The organism is Geodermatophilus sp. SYSU D00815, assembly GCF_054050035.1.
Genome location: NZ_JBJGYO010000013.1, coordinates 48,970 through 73,171, shown reverse-complemented (window position 1 = coordinate 73,171; position 24,202 = coordinate 48,970). Strand labels below are relative to the sequence as shown.

At 77.4% G+C, this 24,202-nt stretch carries 18 protein-coding genes; 7 read left to right on the top strand and 11 right to left on the bottom strand.

The annotated features are described in order from the left end of the window. Positions 1 to 14: 14 nt before the first annotated feature. On the top strand, positions 15 to 344 hold the full coding sequence (locus ACI78S_RS15585) for a hypothetical protein (RefSeq protein ID WP_456974870.1): 330 nt from the start codon (positions 15 to 17) through the stop codon (positions 342 to 344). Positions 345 to 447: 103 nt separating this feature from the next. Beyond that, on the top strand, positions 448 to 1,203 hold the full coding sequence (locus tag ACI78S_RS15580; protein WP_456974868.1) for a hypothetical protein: 756 nt from the start codon (positions 448 to 450) through the stop codon (positions 1,201 to 1,203). Between the two features lie 165 nt (positions 1,204 to 1,368). On the opposite strand, the gene ACI78S_RS15575 is transcribed toward ACI78S_RS15580, so the two are convergent. Further along, positions 1,369 to 1,734 carry a YciI family protein gene (locus ACI78S_RS15575; RefSeq protein ID WP_456974866.1) on the bottom strand — a complete coding sequence of 122 codons (366 nt, stop codon included), beginning with the start codon at positions 1,732 to 1,734 and terminating at the stop codon, positions 1,369 to 1,371. A 141-nt stretch (positions 1,735 to 1,875) separates the two neighbouring features. On the opposite strand from ACI78S_RS15575, the gene pip reads away from it, so the two are divergent. The 3 genes from pip (at position 1,876) to ACI78S_RS15560 (ending at position 7,736) form a co-directional block, all read left to right on the top strand. Then, positions 1,876 to 2,820: a prolyl aminopeptidase gene (pip, locus tag ACI78S_RS15570; RefSeq protein ID WP_456974864.1), complete on the top strand. Its 945-nt coding sequence runs from the start codon at positions 1,876 to 1,878 to the stop codon at positions 2,818 to 2,820. A 65-nt stretch (positions 2,821 to 2,885) separates the two neighbouring features. Continuing rightward, on the top strand, positions 2,886 to 4,463 hold the full coding sequence (locus tag ACI78S_RS15565) for a helix-turn-helix domain-containing protein (protein ID WP_456974862.1): 1,578 nt from the start codon (positions 2,886 to 2,888) through the stop codon (positions 4,461 to 4,463). 24 nt (positions 4,464 to 4,487) lie between these two features. After that, positions 4,488 to 7,736, top strand: a complete 3,249-nt coding sequence (locus ACI78S_RS15560; protein ID WP_456974860.1) for an ATP-binding protein — start codon at positions 4,488 to 4,490, stop codon at positions 7,734 to 7,736. Between the two features lie 3 nt (positions 7,737 to 7,739). On the opposite strand, the gene ACI78S_RS15555 is transcribed toward ACI78S_RS15560, so the two are convergent. The 4 genes from ACI78S_RS15555 to ACI78S_RS15540 are packed head-to-tail and all read right to left on the bottom strand — an operon-like array spanning position 7,740 to position 10,051. Next, positions 7,740 to 8,546 carry a methyltransferase domain-containing protein gene (locus ACI78S_RS15555; RefSeq protein ID WP_456974858.1) on the bottom strand — a complete coding sequence of 269 codons (807 nt, stop codon included), beginning with the start codon at positions 8,544 to 8,546 and terminating at the stop codon, positions 7,740 to 7,742. Further along, a complete protein-coding gene (locus ACI78S_RS15550) occupies positions 8,527 to 8,778 on the bottom strand; it encodes a hypothetical protein (RefSeq protein ID WP_456974856.1) in 252 nt (83 codons plus the stop codon). Before ACI78S_RS15550 ends, ACI78S_RS15555 begins: the two co-directional genes overlap by 20 nt. 41 nt (positions 8,779 to 8,819) lie before the next feature. Continuing rightward, positions 8,820 to 9,071 carry a hypothetical protein gene (locus ACI78S_RS15545; protein WP_456974855.1) on the bottom strand — a complete coding sequence of 84 codons (252 nt, stop codon included), beginning with the start codon at positions 9,069 to 9,071 and terminating at the stop codon, positions 8,820 to 8,822. After that, on the bottom strand, positions 9,068 to 10,051 hold the full coding sequence (locus ACI78S_RS15540; protein ID WP_456974853.1) for a hypothetical protein: 984 nt from the start codon (positions 10,049 to 10,051) through the stop codon (positions 9,068 to 9,070). The genes ACI78S_RS15545 and ACI78S_RS15540 overlap by 4 nt, the downstream gene beginning before the upstream one ends. A 105-nt stretch (positions 10,052 to 10,156) precedes the next feature. On the opposite strand from ACI78S_RS15540, the gene ACI78S_RS15535 reads away from it, so the two are divergent. Further along, a complete protein-coding gene (locus ACI78S_RS15535; protein ID WP_456974851.1) occupies positions 10,157 to 14,233 on the top strand; it encodes an AAA family ATPase in 4,077 nt (1,358 codons plus the stop codon). 16 nt (positions 14,234 to 14,249) lie between these two features. Here ACI78S_RS15535 and ACI78S_RS15530 read toward each other — a convergent pair whose 3' ends face one another. Genes ACI78S_RS15530 through ACI78S_RS15520 form a run of 3 tightly spaced genes read right to left on the bottom strand, consistent with a single transcriptional unit; the run spans position 14,250 to position 19,981 of the window. Then, complete coding sequence (locus tag ACI78S_RS15530; protein WP_456974849.1) at positions 14,250 to 15,596, bottom strand: sensor histidine kinase; 1,347 nt, start codon at positions 15,594 to 15,596, stop codon at positions 14,250 to 14,252. Between the two features lie 18 nt (positions 15,597 to 15,614). Beyond that, positions 15,615 to 17,255: an FAD-dependent oxidoreductase gene (locus ACI78S_RS15525; protein ID WP_456974847.1), complete on the bottom strand. Its 1,641-nt coding sequence runs from the start codon at positions 17,253 to 17,255 to the stop codon at positions 15,615 to 15,617. Continuing rightward, on the bottom strand, positions 17,252 to 19,981 hold the full coding sequence (locus tag ACI78S_RS15520; protein ID WP_456974845.1) for an ATP-binding protein: 2,730 nt from the start codon (positions 19,979 to 19,981) through the stop codon (positions 17,252 to 17,254). The genes ACI78S_RS15525 and ACI78S_RS15520 overlap by 4 nt, the downstream gene beginning before the upstream one ends. 82 nt (positions 19,982 to 20,063) lie before the next feature. On the opposite strand from ACI78S_RS15520, the gene ACI78S_RS15515 reads away from it, so the two are divergent. Further along, the gene (locus ACI78S_RS15515) at positions 20,064 to 20,795 is read left to right on the top strand and encodes a GNAT family N-acetyltransferase (protein ID WP_456974843.1); all 732 of its coding nucleotides are present in this window, start codon (positions 20,064 to 20,066) and stop codon (positions 20,793 to 20,795) included. Between the two features lie 4 nt (positions 20,796 to 20,799). Here ACI78S_RS15515 and ACI78S_RS15510 read toward each other — a convergent pair whose 3' ends face one another. The 3 genes from ACI78S_RS15510 to ACI78S_RS15500 are packed head-to-tail and all read right to left on the bottom strand — an operon-like array spanning position 20,800 to position 24,163. Continuing rightward, complete coding sequence (locus ACI78S_RS15510; protein ID WP_456974841.1) at positions 20,800 to 21,558, bottom strand: SDR family NAD(P)-dependent oxidoreductase; 759 nt, start codon at positions 21,556 to 21,558, stop codon at positions 20,800 to 20,802. Between the two features lie 26 nt (positions 21,559 to 21,584). Continuing rightward, positions 21,585 to 22,328, bottom strand: a complete 744-nt coding sequence (locus tag ACI78S_RS15505; protein ID WP_456974839.1) for a DUF5995 family protein — start codon at positions 22,326 to 22,328, stop codon at positions 21,585 to 21,587. Positions 22,329 to 22,345: 17 nt separating this feature from the next. Then, entirely contained in the window at positions 22,346 to 24,163 is a 1,818-nt protein-coding gene (locus ACI78S_RS15500; protein WP_456974837.1) for a PucR family transcriptional regulator, read from the bottom strand. Between the last annotated feature and the right edge of the window lie 39 nt (positions 24,164 to 24,202).

Genomic DNA, 24,202 nt, shown 5'->3' with positions numbered 1-24,202 from the left:
CGACGGTCGAGGGCGTGCTGATCGACTGGTCGCTGGAGCGGCCGGTCACCCCGCCGCGGCTGCCGGTGGCCTGGCTGTCGGAGGAGCAGACCGCCGCCGAGCTGCAGCGGGTGCAGCAGCGCCGGGCCCGGGAGGCCGCCTACGAGGCCGAGCTGGTGCCGCGGCTGGCCGCGCTCACCCCCGACGACGCCGACCCCGCGCCGGGCACACCCGGGGCGCGCAGCCGCACCTGGCGGCAGAGCGAGCCGGAGTTCCCGGCGTGTCCGGATCCTCCCCCGACGAGCTGGGCCCGGTCCTCGGCGTGGGCCGGGGCACCGCCGCGCACCGGGCCCGCCGGGCGCTGACCTGGCGCGACGCCCTGCCCGCCACGTTCGCCGCGCTGCGGGCCGGCCAGCTCGACGAGCGGCGCGGGCAGGTCCTGGCCGACACCTGGCCCGCACCGCCCCGGTGCTGGCCCGGCGGGTCGAGGCGGTCGTGCTGCCCGAGGCGGCCGGGCTGGGCTTCACCGCCCCGGAGCGGCGGATCCTGGCGGTCCTGCTCGAGCTCGACCCGGCCACCGGCAACCCCCGCTGCCTGTGCCGCACCCACCACCGGCTGGGAACCCTGTTCGACGGCTGGGCCTTCGTCAAGGAACCCGACGGCACCCTGCACGTCACCACCCCGTCCGGGGACCACCCGCACCACCCGACCACCCGGCCCCCGCCGACCACCACCGCCCGACCCCGACGACCCGCCAGCGTCCTGATCGACGAGGGCACATGTCGGCCCGCCGAGAAGTCGACGAACCGACATGTGCCCTCGGCTACCGTGCGCGCCGTGATCGTGATCGCGGCGGTCGTCGCGCACGTGCTGCTCGCCGGCCTCACGGTCCTCCAGGTAGCGCTCGCCGCCGGGGCGCCGCTGGGGCACCTCGCCTGGGGCGGCCGGCACCGTGTCCTCCCTCGAGGGCTGCGGATCGCCAGCGCGGTCTCGGTGCTGCTCTACGCGGCGTTCGCGTGGATCATCGCGACCGCCGCCGACCGCGCCGAGGAGGTCGGCGACCACCGGCCCGGCTACCCGCTCGTCTGGGTGCTTACCGCGTACTTCGCCGTCGGCGTGCTCGCCAACGCCGCTTCCCGCAGCCGCCGGGAGCGCTTCGTGATGACCCCGGTCGCGCTGGTCCTGGCGCTCTGCTGCCTCACCATCTCGCTCGCCCTGCCCTGACCGGGGCAGCGTGCCCGGGCGACGTGGCCCCGGGAGCGGCCTCAGGGGGACTGCGAGGGCCCGGCCCGTACCCCGCCTGACGATCGAGCGCCGGCACCTGCCGAGATGGGCGCCGGCGGGTCGAGGGGCCCGAGCGCGACCGCGTGCCGCGCCGGTCAGCGACGCCTAGGCCGGGACCTCCTGGAAGGCGCGGACCTCGATCCGGGCCCCGAGCGCCTTGGACGCCTTCGCGGCCCAGGCCACGGCAGCCTCCCGGTCGGGCGCCTCGACCACCCAGAAGCCGCCGAGGTACTGCGGCGCACGCGTGTAGGGCCCGTCGGCGACGGCGAGGTCGTCGCCCGTGTGGTCGACGGTGACCGCCGTCGACGGCGGGTGCAGCCCACCCGCGAAGACCAGGGCGCCGGACGCCGCCAGCTCCTCGAGGAACGCGCCGGCCGCTGCCAACGCGACCTCCAGCTCGGCGGGGTCCATCGACGCCATCGTGGGCTCCTCGGCCGAGTCGTGCGGCATGGACAGCAGGTACTGCGTCACGGTGGTCCTCCGAGGTCGTCGCGGCGGCCCGTCCGGCCACGCTCACGAGCGGAAGACCCTGCCCGCCGCCGGATCTCATCGGTCGAGGCGGGCCCAGGTGTCGACGCCGCACCCCGGCGCGGCGTTCGGCAGGATGCGGTCGTGGCCTACTCCCCTCCCGAGCCCCACGACCAGGGCGAGCTCGCGGTCGGCGACGGCAACCGGGTCCACTGGGAGGTCAGCGGCAACCCCGCCGGCCGGCCCGCGGTGCTGCTGCACGGCGGGCCCGGCAGCGGCATCTCCCCCGGCATGCGCCGCTGGTTCGACCCGGCCGCGTACCGCGTCGTCGCGTTCGACCAGCGCGGCTGCGGCCGCAGCACCCCGCGCGTGGACGACCCCGCGGTGGACCTGTCCACCAACACCACGCAGGCCCTGGTCGCCGACACCGAGGCGCTGCGCGAGCACCTGGGAGTCGAGCGGTGGACCGTCGCCGGCGGCTCTTGGGGCACCACCCTCGCGCTCGCCTACGCGCAGGCGCACTCCGACCGGGTCGCCGAGCTCGTGCTCTCCGCCGTCACCACCACCACCCGCCGCGAGGTCGAGTGGATCACCCGCGCGATGGGGCGGGTGTTCCCCGAGGCCTGGGCCCGCTTCCGCGACGGCGTCCCGCCGGGCGACCGCGACGGCGACCTCGCGGCCGCCTACGCCCGCCTGCTCGCCGACCCCGACCCCGCCGTCCGCGAGCGCGCGGCCCGCGACTGGTGCGCGTGGGAGGACACCCACGTTTCCCTCGGCCCCGGCTGGTCGCCCGACCCCCGCTTCGACGACCCGGTCTTCCGCGCCGTCTTCGCCCGCCTGGTCACCCACTACTGGGCCGGCGCCGGCTTCCTCCCCGACGGCGCCCTGCTGGCCGGCGCCACCCGGTTGGCCGGCATCCCCGGCCTCCTGAGCCACGGCCGCCGCGACATCAGCGGCCCGCTCGACACCGCCTGGGAGCTGTCCCTCCGCTGGCCCGACGCCGAGCTGGTCGTGGTCGAGGAGGGCCACGGCGGCCCCGGCATGACCGACGCCGTCGTCGCCTTCACCGACCGCTTCGCCGGCCGGTGAGATCGGACGGGTCCGTCACAGCGTGGCGCGCCGTCCGCATCTCACATGCGAGATAGCGTGGCCTGGTGACGGTGACCGACCTCCTTCCCGACACCGCCGACGATCGGGCACACGACGACGTCATGCGGCGGATCGGCCTCCTCGTCCGCGACGCCCGCCGCCACCGGGGGCTCACCCAGCGCGAGCTCGCCGAGCGCCTCGGCACCAGCCAGAGCGCCGTCGCCCGCATCGAGCAGGGCGGCCAGAACCTCACCCTCGAACTCCTCGGCCGGCTGTCGGCGGCGCTGGGCAGCGAGCTGATCAGCGTGGGCCCCGCCGCGTCCACCGGCCCCACCCACCTGCGGGTCACCGGTGGCCGGGCGCTGCGCGGCAGCGTGACGGTCAAGTCGTCGAAGAACGCGGCCGTCGCCCTGCTGTGCGCCGCGCTGCTCAACCGCGGCCGGACGACGCTGCGCAACGTCGCCCGCATCGTCGAGGTCGACCGCATCCTCGACGTGCTGCGCTCGATCGGCGTCGAGGCCACCTGGGACGCCGCCGGCCGCGACCTCACCCTCGTCGTCCCCGAGCAGCTCGACCTCGACGCGATCGACGCCGACGCGGCCCGCCGCACGCGAAGCATCATCATGTTCCTCGGCCCGCTGCTGCACCGGTACGAGCAGTTCCGGCTGCCCTACGCCGGCGGCTGCGACCTCGGCACCCGCACCGTCGAGCCGCACATGATCGCGCTGCGGCCCTTCGGCCTGCACGTCGAGGCGCGCAGCGGCGAGTACCACGCCACCGTCGCTGCGCCCGGCACCCGCAGCCGCACGATCGTGCTGACCGAGCGCGGCGACACCGTCACCGAGAACGCGCTGCTCGCCGCCGCCCGCACCGACGGCACCACGACCATCCGCAACGCCAGCTCCAATTACATGGTCCAGGACCTCTGCCTGTACCTGCAGCTGCTCGGCGTGGGCATCGAGGGCTTCGGGACGACGACGCTGGTGGTGCACGGCAGGCCCGTCCTCGACGCCGACGTCGACTACACGATCAGCGAGGACCCGGTCGAGGCGATGAGCCTGCTCACCGCCGGCATCGTCACCGACTCCGAGCTCACCGTCCGCCGCGCGCCGGTGGAGTTCCTCGAGGTCGAGCTCGCCGTCCTCGCCGAGATGGGGCTGCGGATCGAGCGCTCCGAGGACTACCTCGCCGACAACGGGCACACCCGGCTGGCCGACGTCACGATCCGGCCGTCGACGCTGCGCGCGCCCATCGACAAGATCCACCCGATGCCGTTCCCCGGCCTCAACATCGACAACCTGCCGTTCTTCGCGGTCATCGCCGCGCACGCCGCGGGCGAGACGCTGATCCACGACTGGGTCTACGACAACCGGGCGATCCACCTCTCGGACCTCACCCGGCTCGGTGCCGGCGTGCGGCTGCTCGACCCGCACCGCGTGCTGGTCACCGGCCCGACCCGCTGGTCGAGCGCCGAGGTGGTCTGCCCGCCCGCGCTGCGGCCCGCGGTCTGCATCCTGCTGGGCATGCTCGCCGCCAAGGGCACCAGCGTGCTGCGCAACGTCGACATCATCGCCCGGGGGTACGAGCACCTGTACGAGCGGCTGATCGAGATGGGCGCCGACATCGAGGTCTTCCACGACTGACACCCCGCCCGCGACGATGGGGGCGTGACCGAGCTCGCCGGCTCCGCCGAGACGAGACTGGCACGCCTGCTCGAGCGGCTGCTGACCGCGGCGGAGGCGTCGCTGACCGCCGGCGACCTGGAGCCGGCCCGCGCCACCGCCGAGGAGGTGCGCGCCGTCGACCCGGACAACCGGCGGGCCGCGGCGATCCTGCGCCGGGTGGGCCGGCGGCAGCTCGGCCCGTCCGGCGAGCGGGCGCTGATGACCCTGGTCTTCGCCGACCTGGTCGGCTCGACCCCGCTCTCCGAGCGCGTGGAGCCCGAGCAGCTGCGCGACCTCTACGCGTTCTACCGGAGCGCGGCCCGCGAGGCGGTCAGCCGGTACAGCGGCTCGGTCATGCAGTACGCCGGCGACGGCGTGCTCGCCGGCTTCGGCTACCCCGAGCCCCACGAGGACGACGCCCGGCGGGCCGTCCTGGCCGGGCTGGACCTGGTCGTCGCCGTCCGCGACGCCCGCGCCGAGCTGGACCGCCGCTTCGGCGTGGCCCCGGAGGTGCGGGTCGGCATCCACACCGGCCGGGTCGTGGTGACCGACCTGAGCGCCGACCCCGCCGTCGCCGAGCGCGACTCCGTCGTCGGCCTGGTCCCCAACCTCGCCGCCCGCCTGCAGTCGGAGGCCGCCCCCGGCACGGTGGTCATCAGCGACGTCACCCGGCAGCTGGTGGACGCCGACTTCTTCCTGCAGTCGCTCGGCGAGCGCGGGCTGAAGGGGATCAGCCGGCCGGTCGAGGTCTTCGCCGTCGAGCGCCCCCGGTACGCCGCGGCCCGCTTCCAGGCCGAGCGGTACCGCAAGGCCGGCCTGGTCGGCCGCGACGCGCCCCGGGACCAGCTGCTCGCCTCGTGGCAGGCCCTCCAGCAGGCGCCCGGCACGGCCACCGCCCCGTTCCTCGTCGTCGGCGAGGCCGGCATCGGCAAGTCCCGGCTGGTGGCGGAGGTCCTCGACCGGGTGGAGGCCAGCGGCGGGCGGGTGCTCGGCGCGGCGTGCCTGCCCTACTACGCCAACGTCTCGCTGTGGCCGATCGCGCGGCTGCTCGAGCGCGTGCTCGGCCGCCTCGACGCCGACACCGACCGGCTCGGCTGGCTGGTCGGCGAGCTCACCGCCGCGGGGCTGGACCCGGCGCAGGCGGTCCCCTTCCTCGGCCCGCTCCTCGGCATCCCGCCGACCCCCGAGTACCCGGCGCCGGAGCTCGACTCGCGCGCCTTCCTCGACCAGACCCTCGACCGGCTCGTCGACTGGCTCGCCCGCACCGCCGCCGGCACGCCCCACCTGTTCGTCGTCGAGGACCTGCACTGGGCCGACCCGTCCACGCTGGGGCTGCTGGGCCGCCTCGCCGAGCGCCGTCCCCCCGGCGTCCTCGCCGTGGCCACCACGCGCGACGACTCGGGCATCCCGTGGCTGGAGTCGGTGTGCGTGCTCGAGCTGGGCCGGCTCGACGGGTCCGCCGCCACCCGGCTGGTCGACAACCTCGCGGCCGGCAAGGAGCTGACCGGCGAGCAGCGGGCCGCGATCATCGAGCACGGCGAGGGCATCCCGCTGTTCATCGAGGAGCTCACCCGCTCCAGCCTCGACACCCAGCGCGCCGAGCCGATCCCGCTGCGGCTGCAGGAACTGCTCACCTGGCGGCTGAAGGTGCCCGGCATCGACCTGCGCACCGTGCAGGCCGCCGCCACCGTCGGGCCGACCTTCGACCCCGCCACCGTCGCGGCGGTGCTCGGCGACGCCGACGCGGTCGCCGACCAGCTGCAGGTCCTCGCCGAGGCCGGCATCGTCGACCCGGTCGGGCTCCAGCCGGGCACGTACCGCTTCCGGCACGCCCTGATGCGCGACGCCGCCTACGAGACCCAGGTGCTCGACGTGCGCCGGCAGACGCACGCCCGCGTGGCCGAGGTGCTGGGCGGCCAGGACGCCGAGCCGGCGCTGGTCGCCCAGCACCTCGACCTCGCCGGGGCCGCCGACCGCGCCGCCGGCCTCTACCTCGTCGCCGCCCAGGCCCAGCAGGGCCGCGGCGCGCACGCCGAGGCCACCAAGCTGGTCACCCGCGCCCTCGAGCTGCTCGAGCAGCTGCCGCCCTCCGAGGACCGCGACCTCGCCGAGCTCACGGCCCGGCTGCTGCGCGGGCTGTCGGTGAGCTCCGTCCACGGCTACGCCGCGCCGGTGGTGCAGTCCGACCACCGGCGGGCCGAGCGGCTGGCCACCCGGCTCGGGCGCCCCGAGGTGGTGCCCGCGCTCATCGCGCTCTGGGGCTTCTGGCTCAGCAGCGGCGCCCTCGCCACGGCCCGCGGCATGTACGACCGGCTCACCGGGATGCTGGCGGAGCCGGCCTTCGCCTCCTTCGAGCCCGAGGTGGAGTCCTGCGCCGGCTTCCTGGACTTCCACCAGGGCCGGCTGCGGTCGGCCGAGACGCACCTGCGGCGGGCGCTGGCCGGCTTCGCCGCCCGCCCGGCCGAGCGACGGGTGACCCCCGCCTGGCCGCTGCCCAACGACCCGGTGGCCGCCGTGGCGATCGCGCTGGCCTGCGTGTGCGCCGCCCGGGGGGAGCCGGACGAGGCCGCCCGCCGCGAGCAGGAGGCCTTCGGCCGGGTCGAGGACGTCGACCCGTCGCGCCGCGCGGCCACCGAGGCCTTCGTCACCACGTACGCCGCCTGGATCCGCCGGTTCCTCGGCGACGAGGAGGCCGCCGCCCGGCTCGGCACCCAGGCCCTGGCGATCGGCCAGGAGCACGGCTACGCGCTCTGGACCGCCCTCGGCGAGGCCTGGGCCGCGACCGGCGAGCCGGGCGGGCAGCCGGACCGGGCGTTCCTGGAGCGGGCCATCGGCACCCTGCGGCTCATGGGGCTGGAGGCCTTCACCGCCTCGATGCTGTGCTACCTGTCGCGGCTGGACGAGGCGGCCGGCGAGGGCGAGCGGGCCGAGGAGCACCTCGCCCAGGCGTTCGAGGTGGTGCAGCGCACCGGCGAGGACCTCCACCTGCCCGAACTGCTGTGCCAGCGGGCCCACGCCACGCTCGCCCGCCACGGCGATCCCGACCGCGTGGTCGGCGACCTGACCCTCGCGATGCGGACGGCGAAGTGGCAGGGCGCCCGCACGTCCCGCCTGCGCGCCGCGCTCGACCTGGCCCGCCTGCCCGTCGCCTGCCGCCCGGAGCGCTGGCGCGACCTGCTCGCCGAGGCGCGGCAAGACGTCCCGGCGACCACCCCGGAGACGGTGGCGGCCGACGACCTGCTGGGCCGGTGAGGCTCACCTGCGGGCCCGCGCCTCGCCGAAGTACGCCGGCACGTCCCGGAACCGCAGGAAGGCCCGCCCGAACGCGTTGAGGCGGACGCCGCCCGCGTCCCGCGTGACCATCGACTCGAAGTAGTGGTGCCGGTCGACGCAGGGGTACTCGCGCACCCGGACGTCGGTGAGGCCCGCCGCCCGCAGCGCGTCCGCGGTCTCGCTCAGCGTGGGGCTCCGGACGGCGGCCCACAGCCGGTCGGACGCCGCGATCGCCGCCCGCTCCTCCCCCGTCAGGGGCTCCTCGCGGCAGAAGACGTCCTTGACGTAGACCGTGCCGCCGGGCCGCAGGATGCGGGCGCACTCGCGGTAGAGGGCCGGCAGGTCGGGCGAGTAGCCGGTCACCTCGAACAGCAGCGCCACGTCGAACGAAGCGTCCGGGAACGGCAGCCGGTGGAAGTCGGCGACGCAGACCCGCACCCGGCCGGCCAGCCCGGCCTCCGCGGCCAGCGCCCGCGCCGTCCGGGCCTGCACGGCGGACAGGGTCACGCCGTCGACGACGACGCCGGGGATGGCCTGCGCGATGGCGACGGCCGGTCCCCCCACGCCGCACCCGGCGTCCAGGACGTGGTCCCCCGGTGCCACGCCGGCCAGGTGCGCCAGGTAGCGCGCCGACGCCTCGGGGGCGACGGGGACGCCGGCCGACGGCGCGACCAGCCCGGCCTGCAGCGTGGTGCCGGCCGTCTCGAGGAAGACGGGGCTCCAGCGGTCGTAGAAGCGGGCGATCCGGGCCAGCGCGTCCGCGGTGCCGTCAGCCGAGCCGGACGACACTCGCGTCGCGGATCTGCTCGACGGCGTCCTCGAAGCTCAGCTGCGCGATCTGCTCGAGGACCGGGTGCAGCTCCCGCTGCTCGGCGTCGGTCAGCCGCAGGTCGGGGTGCCGGAGGGCCTCCGCCCGCGTGTCCTCGTGCAGCAGGGCCAGCGCGAAGTCGAGGTCGTCCTGCGCCTTGGTGACCAGCAGCGCCGGCAGCTGCGAGAACAGGGTCTTCTCGTACTCGTCCACGGTCGTCCTCCTCCGGGTCGTCCTCTCCGCGGCGCCCCCCCTCAACCGAGGTCGACGACGCTGGCGTCGCGGATCTGCTCGACGGCGTCCTCGAAGCTCAGCTGCGCGATCCGCCCGAGCACCGGGAAGAGCTCCCGCTGCTCCGCCACCGGGAGCCCCAGCTCCGGGTCCGCGAGCGCGCCCGCCCGGGTCTCCTCGTGCAGCAGGGCCAGCGCGAAGTCCCGGTCGCTCTCGGCCCGGGCCAGCAGCCCCGCGGGCAGCCGCGCGAACAGGTTCTCCTCGTCCACGGTCACGGCCGCGCCCTCCCGGTCGGTGCCCTCCCCGCCGGGTCCGGCGCCCCCAGCCGCCGGACGAACGAGCGGACCAGGCCGTCGTGGAGAGCGGCGGGCAGGCCCTCCAGGGCGGCCCGCCGCTCGGTCAGCCAGGCGTCGGCCCGGGCCGCGACGAGCTCCCGCGCGGCCAGCGCCGACCGCTCGTGGAAGCGGAGGGCCTCGGCGACCCGCCCGTGGATGCGCCCCTGCGCGCGCGGCGTCCCCGCCACCTCGGTCCACAGCCCGTCGGCGGCCGACTCCCCGACGTCCTGCAGCGTCCACGTCCGGTGGCCGTTGCGCCGGTCCCGGAACACGTCGGTGAGGTCGTTGACCAGCTGCGCGGCGGCGGTGGCGGCGAAGACGAACTCCTCCAGGGCCGGTAGCAGCTCCCACCGGCCCGCCCGGTCCAGCAGGGCGGCGGACGGGAGCACGAGCGGCCGGGACTGGGCCAGCAGCTCCTCGAAGACGGCGCGCGGCACGGGGGCCCGCCGGGAGCGCAGCTCCTGCGTCTGCAGCAGGGACTCGCCGTACGCGGTGAGCACCTCCGCCCGCAGCTGCCAGAAGCGCCGGGAGGGGCCGACGACCGGGCCGAGCAGCCGGTCGCACGCGGCCAGGAGCGCCTCGGCGAGGGCGACCAGCGCCGGGTCGTCCCGCGCGGCGGAGTCCAGCCAGTCGTCGTGCGCCCGGACGTGCAGGTAGCCGAGGATGCTGACCCCGAGCACGTCCGCGAGGTCGCCGCCGTCGACGCCGGTGCCCTCCGCGTCCAGCCGGTCGGCGACCCACACGGGCAGCTCCAGGACCGGGTGCTCGAGCGGTCCGGGGAAGGCGTCCGGGTCGGCGCCCACGAGCCCCCGCTCGCGCACCAGCCGGCCGAACGACCGCCGCAGGCGCGCCGGCATGGCGTCGGCGGCGGCGCGCAGGTGCTGGTCGACCAGGAGTCTGGTCTCCCGACGATCGAGCATGGCCGCTCACCGTTCGTCCGGCGCGAGGGCCGCTCACCGTACCCGCGCGCGGGGCGACGGCGCTAGCCTGGCGCAGCCGTGCCGCCAGACACCACGGGAGCGCCCGTGCCGGTCGCGAGGGACGATCTCACCGGCTTCGTGCCGGACCTGCTGGTGCGGCGCCTCGGCGAGGGCCCGCAGCCCCTCCCCGGCCGGCCGCCTGAGGCCACCGAGCTGGTGGTCCTCGGCCTGGACGTCTCCGAGTCGACCTCCATCACGGAGGACCTGGTCCGCTGGAGCCCGGAGGGGCCGGAGGCCGTCGCCCGCGCGCTCGACGACGTGTTCGCCCTCGTCTCCGACGCCGTCGTGGAGCACGCCGGCTCGGTGCTCACCCTGGCCGGCGACGAGGTGGTCGCGGTCTGGCCGGCCGGTGGCCCCGGCGGGCCGGCGGCGGCCGTCCGGGCGGCGCGGGCGGCGGTGGCGGTGCAGGACCGGATCGGCGGGCTGGCGCCGGTCGGTGGCTACCCGATCCGGGTGCGCGCCGGGGTGGGCGCCGGCCCGGCGTGGCTGCTCGACGTCGGGACGGCCGGGGGCCGGCGCGTCTTCGCCCCCGTGGGGCCGGCGCTGGAGGGGATGGCGCGGGCGCAGAAGTCCGTCGCCGCCGCCGAGATCGGCCTGAGCGCGGCGGCCGCCGGCCTGCTCGACGGGAGGGCGACGACGCAGCCGGCCGACGCGCACCCCGGCGTGCGGCGGCTGGTCGCCGTCGACGGGGACGCGGCCGCCGACCCGACCCCGCGCCTCCCGCCCGGCCCCGCCGTCCCCGAGCTGGCCGCCCCTTACGTGCCCGACCAGGTGCGGCTCGGGCCCGAGATCGCGCCGGTGACGGCGGTGTTCGTCTCCCTGCGCGCCCGGCCGGGCGACGACGAGTCGCTCGGGCTCCTCCGCGACGCGACCGAGCAGGCGCTGGAGGTCCTCGGCCGGTACGGGGCGACGGTCGTCGACGCGGGGCAGGACGCCGACGGGCTGACCCTGGTCGCGGGCTACGGGCTGCCGCCCACGGTCCGGGAGCGGGAGGCGGCGCACGCGGCGCTGGCGGGCGTCGAGCTCGGCCGCCGGCTGCGGGAGGTCGTCGAGCACGGCATCGGGATCGCCACCGGCCACGCCTTCTGCGGCGTCTGCGGCAGCCCGGCCTACCGCCAGTTCATGATGGTCGGCCCCGTCGTCAACCTCGCCGCGCGCCTCATGCAGCGCGCGCAGAACGAGGTCCTCTGCGACCCGGTCACCCAGCACCTCGGCCGCGACCGGCTGCGGTTCTCCGGCCACGGCCGGGTCGACGTCAAGGGCTTCGCGGGCCCGGTGGAGGTCTTCCGGCCGGAGTGGCACGAGGCCGACCCCGGCCCGCTCGCGCTGCGCCGCCTGGCCGGCCCGGCCGGCTCGGTGGTCACCCGGGGCCGCGACCGGGAGCGCGAGGAGCTGGCCGGCCGGCTCGTCGCCCTCGGCGCGGGGACGTCGTCCGCCGTGGTCGTGGAGGGCGAGCCGGGCGTGGGCAAGACCCACCTGGCCGTGGACCTCCTCCAGGCCAGCGGCGCCTACGGGTCGGTGACCGTCCTCGCCGGCAGCGCCGACGAGGTGGACCGCCGGCCGTTCTCCGCCTGGCGGCGCGTCGCGGCCAAGGCCCTGGGCCTCACCTCGGTGCGCGACCCCGCCGAACGGGGCCGCCTGGTGCAGCAGCGGCTCGCGCACCGGCCCGACCTGGCGCCCTGGGCCCCGCTGCTGGACGACGTCCTCGAGCTGGCGCTCGACGCCTCCGCGGTGGCCGGGATGACGGGGCCGGCCCGGCGGGAGAACACCGTCCGGCTGCTCACCGGGCTGCTCGCCGACGCCGCGCGGGCGCACCCCCTGCTGGTCCTCCTCGACGACTGCCAGTGGCTGGACTCGGCGTCGTGGGAGCTGCTCCGCGCGGTCCGCCGCGAGGTGTCCCCCGCGATGCTCGTGCTGTTCACGCGGCCGCTGCCCGACGACGGCGGCGGGGCGGCCGACGCCGCCGCCGGGGCCCTCGCCGACCTGCGCGAGCACGGCGCGCTCACCCTGCGCCTGCACCCCCTGCCGGCCGACGCCACGGAGGAGATCGCCCAGGACTACCTGGGGGTGGCGGTCCTCGACGACGCGCTCCGGGAGCTGTTCCGCGGCCGGGTCGACGGCAGCCCCCTGTTCGCCGTCGAGCTGGCGTTCCAGCTCCGCACCGACGAGGTCGTCTCCGTGACCGGCGGCCCGGGCCGCGAGCACGCGCGCCTCGCCGTCCCCCCGGAGGAGCTGGCCCGGCTCCGGCTGCCGGTCCGGGTCGAGGAGGTGTTCCGGGCCCGGCTGGGGGTGCTGTCGGAGCACCAGCGGGCGGTGGTCCGCGCGGCCAGCGTGGTCGGGACGACGTTCGACGAGCGGCGGCTGCGGGGCGCCGACCCGGCGCTGGACCCGGGCACCCTCACCGACGACCTCCGCGAGCTCGAACGCCGGAAGGTGGTCACCGCCGCGCCCGACGGGTGGCAGTTCGTGCACGCGCTGCTCCGCGACGTCGCGCGGCAGTCGTTCCTGCCCTCGGAGCTGCGGCAGCGGCACCGCGCGCTGGCCGAGTGGTACGAGGCCCACGACCCCGGCCCGGCGGACTACGCGCTGCTCGCCCGGCACTGGGCCGAGGCGGGCGACCCGGCGCGGGAGGTCGAGTACCTGGAGGCGGCCGGCACGCACGCGCTGGCGAAGGGGGCCGACGAGGAGGCGGCGGCGCTGCTTCGGACCGCGCTGGCGCGGGCCGCCGAGCCCGCCCCGCTGCCCGGCGTCCCCGACGGCCGGCGCGCCTTCTGGCACGACGAGCTGGCCGAGGCGCTGACCAACCAGAACCGGCTCGACGACGCCGTCGCCCACTTCGCCACGGCGCTCGCGCTGGTGGGCCGGCCGCTGCCGCGCAGCCGCCCCGGCATGCTGCTCCGCCTGCTCCGCGAGGCGATCGTCCAGCTCGGCCACCTCGCCCGGGCGCCCCGGCTGCGGCGCGGGGACGCCGCGGCGCTCGGCCAGGCCGCCTGGATCCTCGCCAAGCTCGCCGAGGCCTACTACTTCAAGGCCGCCGCCCTGCCGTGGGCGGTCGCGGCCCTGGCCTCGGTCAACCGCGCCGAGCGGGCCGGCGAGCAGGGCGTCGCGGCCCCGGCGTACAGCGGGCTGGCGGCCCTCGTCGGCACCCTGCGCCTGCACCGCCTGGCCGCGCGCTACCTCCGCCGTTCGCGCGCGCCGATGCGCTCCCAGCCCACCGGGTCGGCCAGCACCCTCACCCTCGGCGTCCTGCCCGACCGCGCCTGGCAGTACGGCCTCACCGCGACGGTCGCCGAGGCCGTGTACCTGCGCACGATGGACCGCCGCGTCGACGTGGTGCCGATGCTCGACCGGGTCGTCGGGCAGGCGCGGACGCTCGGCCAGGCCCAGGACCTCGAGATCTGCCTGGCCGTCCGCGGCGTGTTCGCCGAGGTGGCGGGGCGGCTGCGCGCGGCGCGCGCCGACTTCGAGGAGCTGCTCCGCTCGGCCCGCCGGCGGGGCAACACCGAGCACGAGGTCTGGGGCACGGCCCTGCTGGTGCCGCTGCTGGTCGACCTCGGCCGCCGGGCCGAAGCCCTGGGGGTCGACGAGGACGCCGCCGAGGTCTTCCGCGAGGAGCACGCGCTGGCCGCGCCGATCTTCGCCGGCAGCCACGTCGAGGCGCTCGTCCTGCGCGGGCGCACGGGCGAGGCGCTCGCCGCCGCGCGGTCGGCCCTGCGCCGGCTCGGCGTGCCGTCGTTCTTCCACCTCCCCGGGCTGACGGCGCTGGCCCGGGGCTGCCTGGAGCTGGTCGGCGAGGACCGCGCCACGGCCCGGCGGGCGGTGCGCGCCCTGCGGCGGTACGCCCGGCTGTACCCCTTCGCCCGCGCCCGCCACCTGCTGCACGCCGGCCGCTACCGGGCCGCGGTCGGCCGGCCGCGGGCCGCCCGCCGGTCGTGGACCCGGGGGGTGCGCGCCGCCGACCAGGCCGGCCTGCTGCTCGACGGCGCCCGGATGCGGTTCCTGCTCGCCGCGCAGCTGCCGGAGGGCTCGCCGGACCGCGCCGCGCACCTCGCCCGGGCCCGCCGGGACGTCGACGAGCTCGGCCTGCGCCGGCTCGCGGAGTTCCGGCAGCCGGCGGCCTGACCGGCCGGCGCCCGGCTCAGCGGCGCCGGGGGAGGACGACGCGGGCCCGGGTGACGCCGCCCTCGGAGGTCAGCGTCAGCCGGCCGCCGTGCTTCTGGGCGACCACCGCCAGCGACGTCGCCAGGCCCAGCCCGGTGCCCTGGCCGACCGGCTTGGTCGTGAAGAACGCGTCGAACGCCCGCGCCAGGACCTCCGGCGGCACCGTCGGGCCGGTGTTGTCGACGTCGACGACGACGGCGGCGTCCTCCCCGCGGGTGCGCACCGTGACCGTGCCGTCCCGCTCGACCGCGGCCAGCGCGTTGTCGAGCAGGTTGGTCCACACCAGCGCCAGGTCGGCCGGCCAGCCCTGGACCGTCTGCGGCCGCGGGTCGAGGTCCTCGACCACCCGCACGCCGGGCGGCACCTTGTGCCGCAGCAGGACCAGCGCCTGCCGCAGGCTCGCGTGCACGTCGACGTCGGTGAGCGACTGGTCGGAGGAGTACGCCAGCGGGCGCACCCCGGAGACGATCCGGGAGAGCTGCTCGGCGCCGGCGGAGATCTCCTCGAGCAGCGCGCCGACCTCGCCGTCGCGGGCGACCTCCCGGACCGCCGCGGTGCGCTGCCCGGCGGGCAGCTCCGCCAGCGCCCGGCCCAGCGCCCCCGGCTCGACGCCCAGCCGGACCAGCTCCGCCGCCGCCTCCCAGCCCCGCTCCACCCCCGCCGCGGCGAGCACGTCGGTGAGCAGCCGCTCGGCGTCGGCTCGGGCGAGGGGGTCCGCCGGCACGGGCACGGTGCCGGCGAGCGGCCGCAGGGGGTTGGCCGCCCCGTCCTGCGGGGCCAGCAGCGTGCGCAGCCGGGCGGCGCCGCGCTGCACCGCGCTCGCCGGGTTGTTCAGCTCGTGCAGCAGCCCCGCCGACAGCGCGCCGAGGGCCGCCATCCGCTCGTGCTGGCGCACCAGGCCCTCCTCCCGGTCCAGCCGCCGGGTGGCGGCCAGGAGCAGGGCGCGCGCCGACTCGGGGTGGGTGAGCAGCTTGTCCAGGGCCTCGGCGCCGATGCGCTGGAGCGTGCTGCGGGTGCGGGCCCGCACGGTGGCCGAGCGGGGCCGGCGGTGGGCGATGCCGAGCTCGCCGAGCAGCTCGCCCGGCCCGCAGACGTTGAGCAGCACCTCGGACCCGCCGACGTCGCGGCTGACCTCCAGCTCCCCCTCCAGGACGACGTACATGGCCTCGGGCGGCGAGCCCTCGGCCATGACGACCTCCCCGGGCGCGACCTCGACGGTGCGGCTGGTCGCCGCGAGGTCGTCGAGGTCCTCGGCGGGCAGCTCGGCGAACAGCCGCGAGCCGCGCAGCGCCGCCCGCACGTCGCGGTCCGGGGCCGAGGTCACCGGGGGGTCACCGCGGGGTCACCGGGTGGCCAGCCGCTGGTGCGCGAAGCGGACCGCCATGGCCCCCTCCCCCACCGCCGCGGCGATCCGGTTGCCCGACCCGTGCCGGACGTCGCCGGCGGCGAACACGCCCGGCACCGACGTCTCGAGCGGCAGCGGTGGCAGCGCCAGCGGCCAGTCCTCCGGCGACGCCCCGAGGTCCATGCCGGTGAGCACGAAGCCCCGCTCGTCGCGGCGGACGACGCCGTCCAGCCAGGCGGTGCGGGGGGCCTGGCCGATGAAGACGAACAGCGCGTCGGCGGCCACCTCGCGCTCGTCGGTCCCGGTCCGCAGGCGCAGGCCCTCCAGCCGCCGCGACCCCAGCGCGCCGGCGACCTCGGTGTGGCTCTCGACGGTGATCTTCTCCGAGGCCTCCAGCCGGTCGATGAGGTAGCGCGACATGGTCGCCGTCAGGTCGCTGCCGCGGATCAGCACGGTGACCGAGGCGGCGAACTGGGAGAGGAAGAGCGCCGCCTGCCCCGCGGAGTTGCCGCCGCCCACCACGAAGACCCGCCCGCCCTCGTGGTCGACGCCCTCGGCCCGGCCCGCGCCGTAGTAGACGCCGACGCCGGTGAGCGCGGCCGTGCCGGGCACGTCCAGGGTGCGGTACTTGACGCCGGTGGCGACCAGCAGGGTGGAGGCGCTCACCTCGCTGCCGTCGGCGAGCCGGACGACGGTGTACGGGTCGACCCGCCGCAGGCCCACCACCTCGGCCGGCACGAGCAGCTCGGCGCCGAAGCGCACCGCCTGCTCGCGCGCCCGCAGCGTGAGGTCCGCCCCGGAGAGCCCGACCGGGAAGCCGAGGTAGTTCTCGATCCGGCTGCTCGTGCCCGCCTGCCCGCCGGGGGCGTTGCACTCGAGGATCAGCGTGGACAGGCCCTCCGACGCGCCGTACACCCCCGCGGCCAGCCCCGCCGGGCCGGCGCCGACCACCACCAGGTCGTAGGCCGCCCGCTCCGCGCGCACCCGCAGGCCGATCCGCGCGGCGACCTCGTGCAGGTCGGGGTGGACCAGCACCTCGCCGTCGTCGAGCACCACCGCGGGCAGCGCCCCCGCGTCGACCTGCGCCACCTCGAGCAGCTCCCGCGCCGAGGGGTCGGTCTCCACGTCCAGCCACCGGTAGGGCACCAGGTTGCGGGCGAGGAACTCGCGCACCTCGTGGGTCGCCGGCGACCACCGGTCGCCGATCACCCGCAGGTTGGCCACGGGCGGGGGCTGCCGCCACGTCTGCAGCAGGTCGTCGAGCACCGGGTAGAGCCGGTCCTCCGGCGGGTCCCAGGGCTTGAGCAGGTAGTGCTGCACGTCCGCGTCGTTGATCGCCTTGATCGCCGCGTCGGTGTCGGCGTAGGCGGTGAGCAGCACCCGCCGGGCGTCGGGGTAGAGCCGCCGGGCGGCCGCCAGCAGCTCCACGCCGCTCATCCCCGGCATGCGCTGGTCGACCAGCAGCAGGGCCACCGGGTCCTCGCGCAGCCGCAGCCGGCGCAGCAGGTCCAGCGCCTGCTCCCCCGAGGCCGCCGTGTAGATCTGGTAGCGCTCGGCGTAGCGCTCCCGCAGGTCGCGTTCGACGGCGGACAGCACCGGGCCGTCGTCGTCGACGGCCAGCAGGGCCGGCTTGCTCATGACGCCTCCTCCACGATCGGTGGGCCGCCGGCACGGCGGGCGGGAGCCGGGCCGGACCGGGGGTCCCCGGGCACGTGCGGGGCGGCGGTGTCCCCGGCGGCGTCCCCGGGGTGGCCCCCGGCGACGTCCTCGGCGGCCTCGACGGCGGCCAGCCCGGCGTCCAGCGCGGCCCACGGACCGGCGGCCGCGCCGGCGGCCCGCTCCCGCGGCTCGTCGTCCTCGCCGAGGGCGAGCCGGATCGCCGCGGCGAGCCGGTCGACGCGCGAGCGCCGCAGCGGCCACATCGTCACGCCGATCGCCGCCCGGGCGGCGTCGGCGGCACCGGCCAGGCGGGCCGCCGCGCGGGGCAGACCGAGGGCGAGGACGAGCCCGGCCAGCCCGTCCAGGCAGTTGGCCAGCCCCTCCTGGTCGCGGACCTGGCGGTGCAGCTCGGCCGCGGTGAACAGCCGTTCGCGGGCCCGCACCAGGTCGCCGGCGAGCACCGCGTCGGCCCCCAGGTGGTCGAGGACGGTGGCCACCAGGTGCTCGTCACCGGTGGCCCGGGCCAGCGCGAGGGCCTCCTCGTGCGCCCGCCCGGCCGCCGGCAGGTCCCCGGCCTGCAGCGCGGCCTCGCCGAGGGGCACCAGCGCGTAGGCCACCGACCAGCCGTCGCCGCTGCGGCGCAGCGCGTCGACGGCCTCGGCGAGCAGCTCGGGCAGCCGCGGGTCCTCCGGTGCCCGCGTGCCGGCCACGCCGACCAGCCCGTGCCCCAGCAGCCAGGGGTCCCGCCGCTCCCGGGCGTCGGCGACGACGGCGGCGAGCAGCGGCGCGGCCTCCTCGCCGCGCCCGCCGGCGATCCGCGCGAGGCCGCGGGCCCAGTGCAGCCGTGCCCGCTCCCCGGGCGGGAGCAGGCCGGCCGAGGGCAGCGCGGCCGTCTGCTCGGCGATCTCGGCGAGCGGGCCGACCAGCCCGCGCGACCACCACCAGCGGGTCAGCGGCGCGGCGATCCGCAGGACGAGGTCGGCGCGGTCGTGCGCCACCGCCCAGCGCAGCGCCGCGAGCAGGTCGGCGGTCTCGGCGTCGAGCCGGGCCCGCCACAGCCGGCGCTCCGGGCCGAGCAGCCCCGCTCCGGCCGACGTGCTCACCCGGGCGAGGTGCTCGGCCAGCCGCCGGCGGACCGCCTCCTCCTCGCCGCGGTCGCGCAGCTGCTGCGCGGCGAAGACGCGGACCAGCCCCAGCATGCGGAACCGCGGCTCCCCCTCCCCGGTGTCCGTGGCGGCCACCAGGCTGTGCGCGACCAGCTCGGCCAGGGTCTCGGCGACGTCGAGGTCGCCGCCGAGCGCGCCGATGGCCTCGGCGGTGTCGAGGGTGCACCCGCCGGTGCAGACCGACAGCCGGGCCAGCAGCGCCCGCTCCGGCCCGCCGAGCAGCTCGTGGCTCCAGACGAGGGTGGCGCGCAGCGTGCGCTGGCGGTCCGGCACGTCCACCTCCGGGTCGGGGAGGTCGAGGACCGGGTCCAGCGCGGCCGACAGCCGGCGCAGCAGCACCGCGGGCGGCATCGTGCGCACCCGCGCGGCGGCCAGCTCCAGGGCCAGGGGCAGCCCGTCGAGCCGGCGGACGACCTCGGCCACCGCCGGGGCGGTCGTCTCGGTGACCGTGAACGACGGGTCGGCGCGGCGTGCCCGGGCGGAGAACAGCTGCACGGCCGGCGCCGCCGTCACCGCCTCGTACCGCCGCTCGCCGGCGGCCGGCACGGGCAGCGGGCCGAGCGGGACGTCGTGCTCGCCGCGCAGGCCCAGCAGGCTGCGGCTGGTCACCAGCAGCTGCGTCCGCGGGCACCGGCTGAGCAGGCGGCCGAGCTCGGGCGCCGCCCCGGCGACGTGCTCGGCGTTGTCGACGACGAGCAGCACGGCCCGCCCCGCCAGCCGGTCGGCGACCAGGTCCAGGGCCGAGCGGACGCCCTCGGCCGGCACGCCCACCGCCGCCGCGACCGCGCCCGGGACCTCGGCGGCGTCCCGGACCGGCGACAGGTCCACCCACCAGACGGCGTCCCGCTCGGCGGTGAGCACCTCGGCGGCCTCGAGCGCCAGCCGCGTCTTCCCCGTGCCCCCGGGGCCGGTCAGCGTGACCAGCCGGACGGTGGGGTCGCGCAGCAGGCCGGTGACCAGCGCCAGCTCGTCGTGCCGGCCGACCAGCGGCGCGGCCGGCGTCGGCAGCCAGGCGGGGGCCAGCCCCGGCGGCGGGCGCGGCCGGGCGAACCGCTCGGAGAGCAGGACGGCGAGGTCGTCGGACACGAGGTCGCCGAGCTGGGCGGCGTCGTCGTAGAACGTGGTGGAGGTGTCGCCCTCGGCCTGCATGCGGTCGATGAGCTCCTGCAGCCGCGGCTCGCGGCCGGGCGCCGAGCGCCGCACGTAGAGCAGCCGGGGCATGCCGGCCGACAGCTCGTACTCGTCCTCCAGCCCGGAGATCTCCATCCCGGGGGCCACCCAGCCGTAGCGCTCCCCGTAGATGCCGACGAAGACGTCGCTCTGGGCCAGGTAGGAGCGGTACAGGTTGCGCGGCGGGTGGGTGCGGGCGCCCAGCTCGAACAGCACGGGGATCAGCCGCAGCCGGCTCACCGCCTCCCGGACGGCGATCCGCTCCTCGGCCAGCTCGACCATCGTCGACGACACGAAGACGCGCAGCCGCTGGTCCGGTGTCGGGATCAGCCTGGCGCCCTCGGCCGCGCCGGGGGGCGGTCCGACCACCGGCCCACCTCCCGCGGGTACGCAGCGGCGTGGTGACCGAGGAGTGTACGGAGACCCGGGTGGGCCGGATAGCCTCGCGGCGATGATCGTGGTGGACGCCGGTGCGGTGGCGGGGTTCTTCGCGCCCGAGCGCCCCGGCCCGCTGATCCACCAGCACGTGCTCTGTTCCGGCGTGGGCCGCTGCGCCGCCGACCGCTGGCCCGGGCCGTCCACCGCGCTGGCCGAGCTGCCGGGCGACAACGTCGCGGTCCGCGGCCTGCCCCGGGTGCTGCCCAAGCTGCGGGGGCTGGTGGAGGCGCCGCCGGAGTGGTTGCCGGTGCTGCGCGAGGTCGACCCCGGCCTCGTCGTCTGGGACCGGCTCGTCGCCGTCCTGCCGGAGTCGGTCGGCGTGCCCGCGCCGGCGGCCGCGGTCCGCCGCCTGGGGGCCGGGGACGCGGCGGCGCTGGAGGGGCTGGACCCGTCGATCGCCTGGATCGGCGAGACGTGGGACGGCGCCGCCGGCCTGGCCGCCTCCGGGCACGCGTGGGCCGCCTTCGACGGCGCGCGGCCGGTGGCGGTGGCCTGCTCCTTCTTCGTCGGGCAGCGCCACGAGGACATCGGCGTGGTGACCGAGCGCGGCTCCCGCGGCCGCGGGCTGTCGCGGGCCTGCGTCGCGGCGCTGGTCGGCGACATCCGCGCCCGGGGGCGCCGGCCCACGTGGACGACCAGCCCCGACAACCTGGCCAGCCGGGCGGTCGCCGCGCGCCTCGGCTTCGTGCACGAGCGCGACGACGTCCTCTACGCCGTCCGCACCCCCGTCCCGCCGGTGGACTGAGCCGCTACCGCTCCTGGTCGGTGGGCCGCACCAGCACCTCGTTCACCGCCACGTGCGGCGGCTGGGTGACCACGTACAGCACGGCGCGGGCGACGTCCTCGGCGAGCAGCTGGCGCATGCCCTCGGCGTACCGCTCCGAGTCGGCGCGGGCCCCGGGCTGGGTGATGTGCGTGCGCAGCTCGGTGTCGACCGCGCCCGGCTCGACCAGCGACACCCGCACGCCGCGCGCGGTCACCTCCTGCCGCAGCGACTCGCTGAAGGCGTTGACCGCCCACTTGCTGGCGTTGTAGACGCCGGCCCCCTTGCGGGCGGTGCGGCCGGCGACGCTGGAGACGTTCACGACGTCGCCGGAGCCCTGCTCGACCATCCCCTCGATCGCCGCCGCGGTCATGTAGAGGACGCCCATCACGTTGGTGGAGATCATCCGGCGCCAGTCCTCGGGGTCGGCGCCGACGATGGTGCCGAGCAGCATCACCCCGGCGTTGTTGACCAGGACGTCGAGCCCGCCGAGCTCGGCCCGGGTGGCCGCCACGGCGTCGCGGCAGGCCTGCTCGTCGGTGACGTCGAGGTCGAGGGGCAGCACGCGGGCGCCGCGGTCGGCCAGGCGCGCGGCGAGGCCGTCCAGCCGGTCCCGGCGGCGGGCGCCGATCGCGACGGCGGCCCCGGCGTCGGCGAGCGCGACGGCGGTGGCCTCGCCGATCCCGGACGAGGCGCCGGTGACCAGCGCGACCGTGCCGGACAGGGGGCGGGCGGGGTCGGTCATGCCGCCAGCCTGCCCGAGGCGCCCGGTCAGCCGGGCGGCAGGGTGACGCCGAAGCCGTGCACGGCCAGGCGCACCAGCACCGGCCCCGGCCGCAGGAGGTCGGCCACGCGCGCGGCGCTGAGGCGCTCGAGCTCCGCGACCCGCCGCCGGTACGCGTCGTCGCCCTCGGCCCGTGCCCGGTCGAGCGCGACGGCGTTGGCCCACACCTTCTGCCGGGCCTCGGTCAGGAACAGCCGGGTGGCCAGGCGGTTCACCGGGGTGAGCAGGTGGTCCAACCACGTGCGCGGGTCACCGGCCCGGCGCAGCTCGAGGTCCTCGGCGCCCACGCGGGAGGCCAGCACGCCGTCGATCCGCCGGTGGTCGCGCTCCCGCCGGGCCAGGACGGCGGGGTCGCCGAAGTGGGCCGGGGGGATCACCCGCGCCAGCGACTGCGGCAGGTCGTTGTTGATGTGCGCGTTGACGCCGAGGAGCACGTGCGCCTCCGGCCGCAGCTGCGCCCGGGCGCCGAAGGCCAGCCGCCAGGGGGCCGGCGGGGAGGCCGGGTCGCGGCGGTGGGCCTCGAGCGCGTCGAGGTAGAAGCCGGCGAAGTCGGTGTCCCACTCGGCCAGCCAGGCCGGGTCCTCGAACCGGCCGTCGTCCAGCGCGGCCCGGACCGCCTCGGTGACGCGCAGGTACGTGCCGAGGAAGAACCGCGCCGGGTCGCGGCCGGCCGTGAGCTCGGCCAGCAGCGCAGACATGCGCGCGATGAGCGCGTCCACCTGTTCGCTCATGCGCCCTCCTCCGCGCCTCAGATCAGCGCGTCGAGCCCGTCGTCCGGCATGACCGCCGCCGGCACCGACTCGATCGGCGGCCGGTGCGGCTGGTCCAGCCCGCGCATGCGGGCGGCGTGCAGTGCCAGCAGCAGGTTCAGCCGCAGCGTCGGGTCGGTGGTGAAGGGCCCGAGCAGCCGCTCCAGCTTCCCGATCCGGTACCGCATCGTGTTGTAGTGGAAGTGCAGCCGCCGGGCCGACTCCGCCACGTTGAGGTTGGTCTCCAGCAGCACCCGCAGCGTCTCGCGCAGGTCGGCGGAGTCGGGGTCGCCGCTGTCGGCCAGGGGGCCGAGCACCTCGTCGACGTAGGAGCGCAGCTCGGTGCTGTCGGGGATGAGCGAGAGCAGCCGGAAGACCCCGAGCTGGTCGAAGTGCGTGACCGCCGAGACCCCGTGGATCTCCTGGCCGACCGACAGCGCCCGCTGCGCCTGCTGGTAGGCGTCGCCGAGGCCGGTGATGTTCGCCGCCGGCCGGCCGATGCCGGTGCCCAGCACGCGGCCGACCCGGCGCAGCCGGGCGTTCACCCGCGAGGTCACCGCCGAGACGAGCGAGGAGATGTCCTCCGGGCTGCGCCCGTCGAGCGGCAGCACCGTGACGATCTCGGTCGACAGCCCCGCGACGGCGGCGCCGGCGACCTCGCCCTCGAGCGCGGCCCGCCACCCGTCGGCCAGCCGGTCGAGGACGTCGAGCGCGCGGGTGGGGTCGGCCTGCGGGTCGGCGACGGTCTCGGTGGCCGAGACCAGGACGACGACGGGCCCGTCGAGCCGCCAGCCGAAGGACCGGGTCTGCGCCAGCGCCCGCTCGGTGTGCCGCAGCGAGCCGCCGACCAGCCGGCGCACCAGGTCGCCCTGGAAGCGCAGCTCCACCGAGTGCACGGCCTGCTGGCGGATGACCGACAGCGCCGACACCATCGCGGCCTGCTCGAGCACGCCCCCGGCGCCGACCATCAGCGGCCCGGTGCGGTGCACCGCGACCAGCCAGCCGTGCCGCTGGTCGCCGGCCATGACCGGGGCGACGGCGTACTCGCCCACCCCGCCGGGCAGCTCGTGGTGCCCGGGCACGAGCAGGATGCCGTCGGCCGGGTTCAGGTCGGCGTCGGCCAGCACGTCGGCCGGGGTGACGACGCTCTGGTCGGCGCGCACGCCGGAGAGCCGGCGCGCCGGGGCCAGCTCGGCCAGCGCGTCGTCGGCGGCGGCGTCGAGCAGCCAGAGCCAGTCGCTGATCTCGGCGACGTCCTCGGGCGGGCCGGCGCTGGTGACGATCTCGCGGTCGGGACCCAGGCCCAGGACGGCGGCGCCCTCCAGGAAGCCGGAGAGCTGGTCGGTCACCTCCGCCAGCCCGCCGCCGGTCAGCGCGACGTCGATGAACTGGTTGTGCATCCGCGAGGTCAGCGACAGCGCCTCGCTCTGCTTGCTGACCACCGCGCCGAGGACCTCGGAGAGGACCTCGTCCATGCGCACGCTCGCCGGCAGCGCCAGCACCGGGAAGCCGCGGCGGTCGGCCTCGGCCAGCACCTCGCCGGGCACCGGCGGCGGGCCCTCGGCCCGGCGGAAGGCGAGCGCGGCGGTGCCCATGGAGACCAGCCGCTCGACCAGCGCCCGGCAGTTCGCCGGGTCGGCCGGGGGCAGCCGGGCGCCGAGGACGACGACGACGTCCGGGGCGGCGACGGCCAGCGGGTCGGCGGGGTCGTCGACCACCATGTGCCGCACCGTGCGGTCCAGCCCCTCGGCGCCCGCCACCACCGCGGCCCCGGTCAGCGCGGGCAGCCGCAGCGCCTCGGCCAGCGTGAGCACCATCCGGTCGTGCCAGGAGGTGCGCTCGGTGAACGGCTGTGG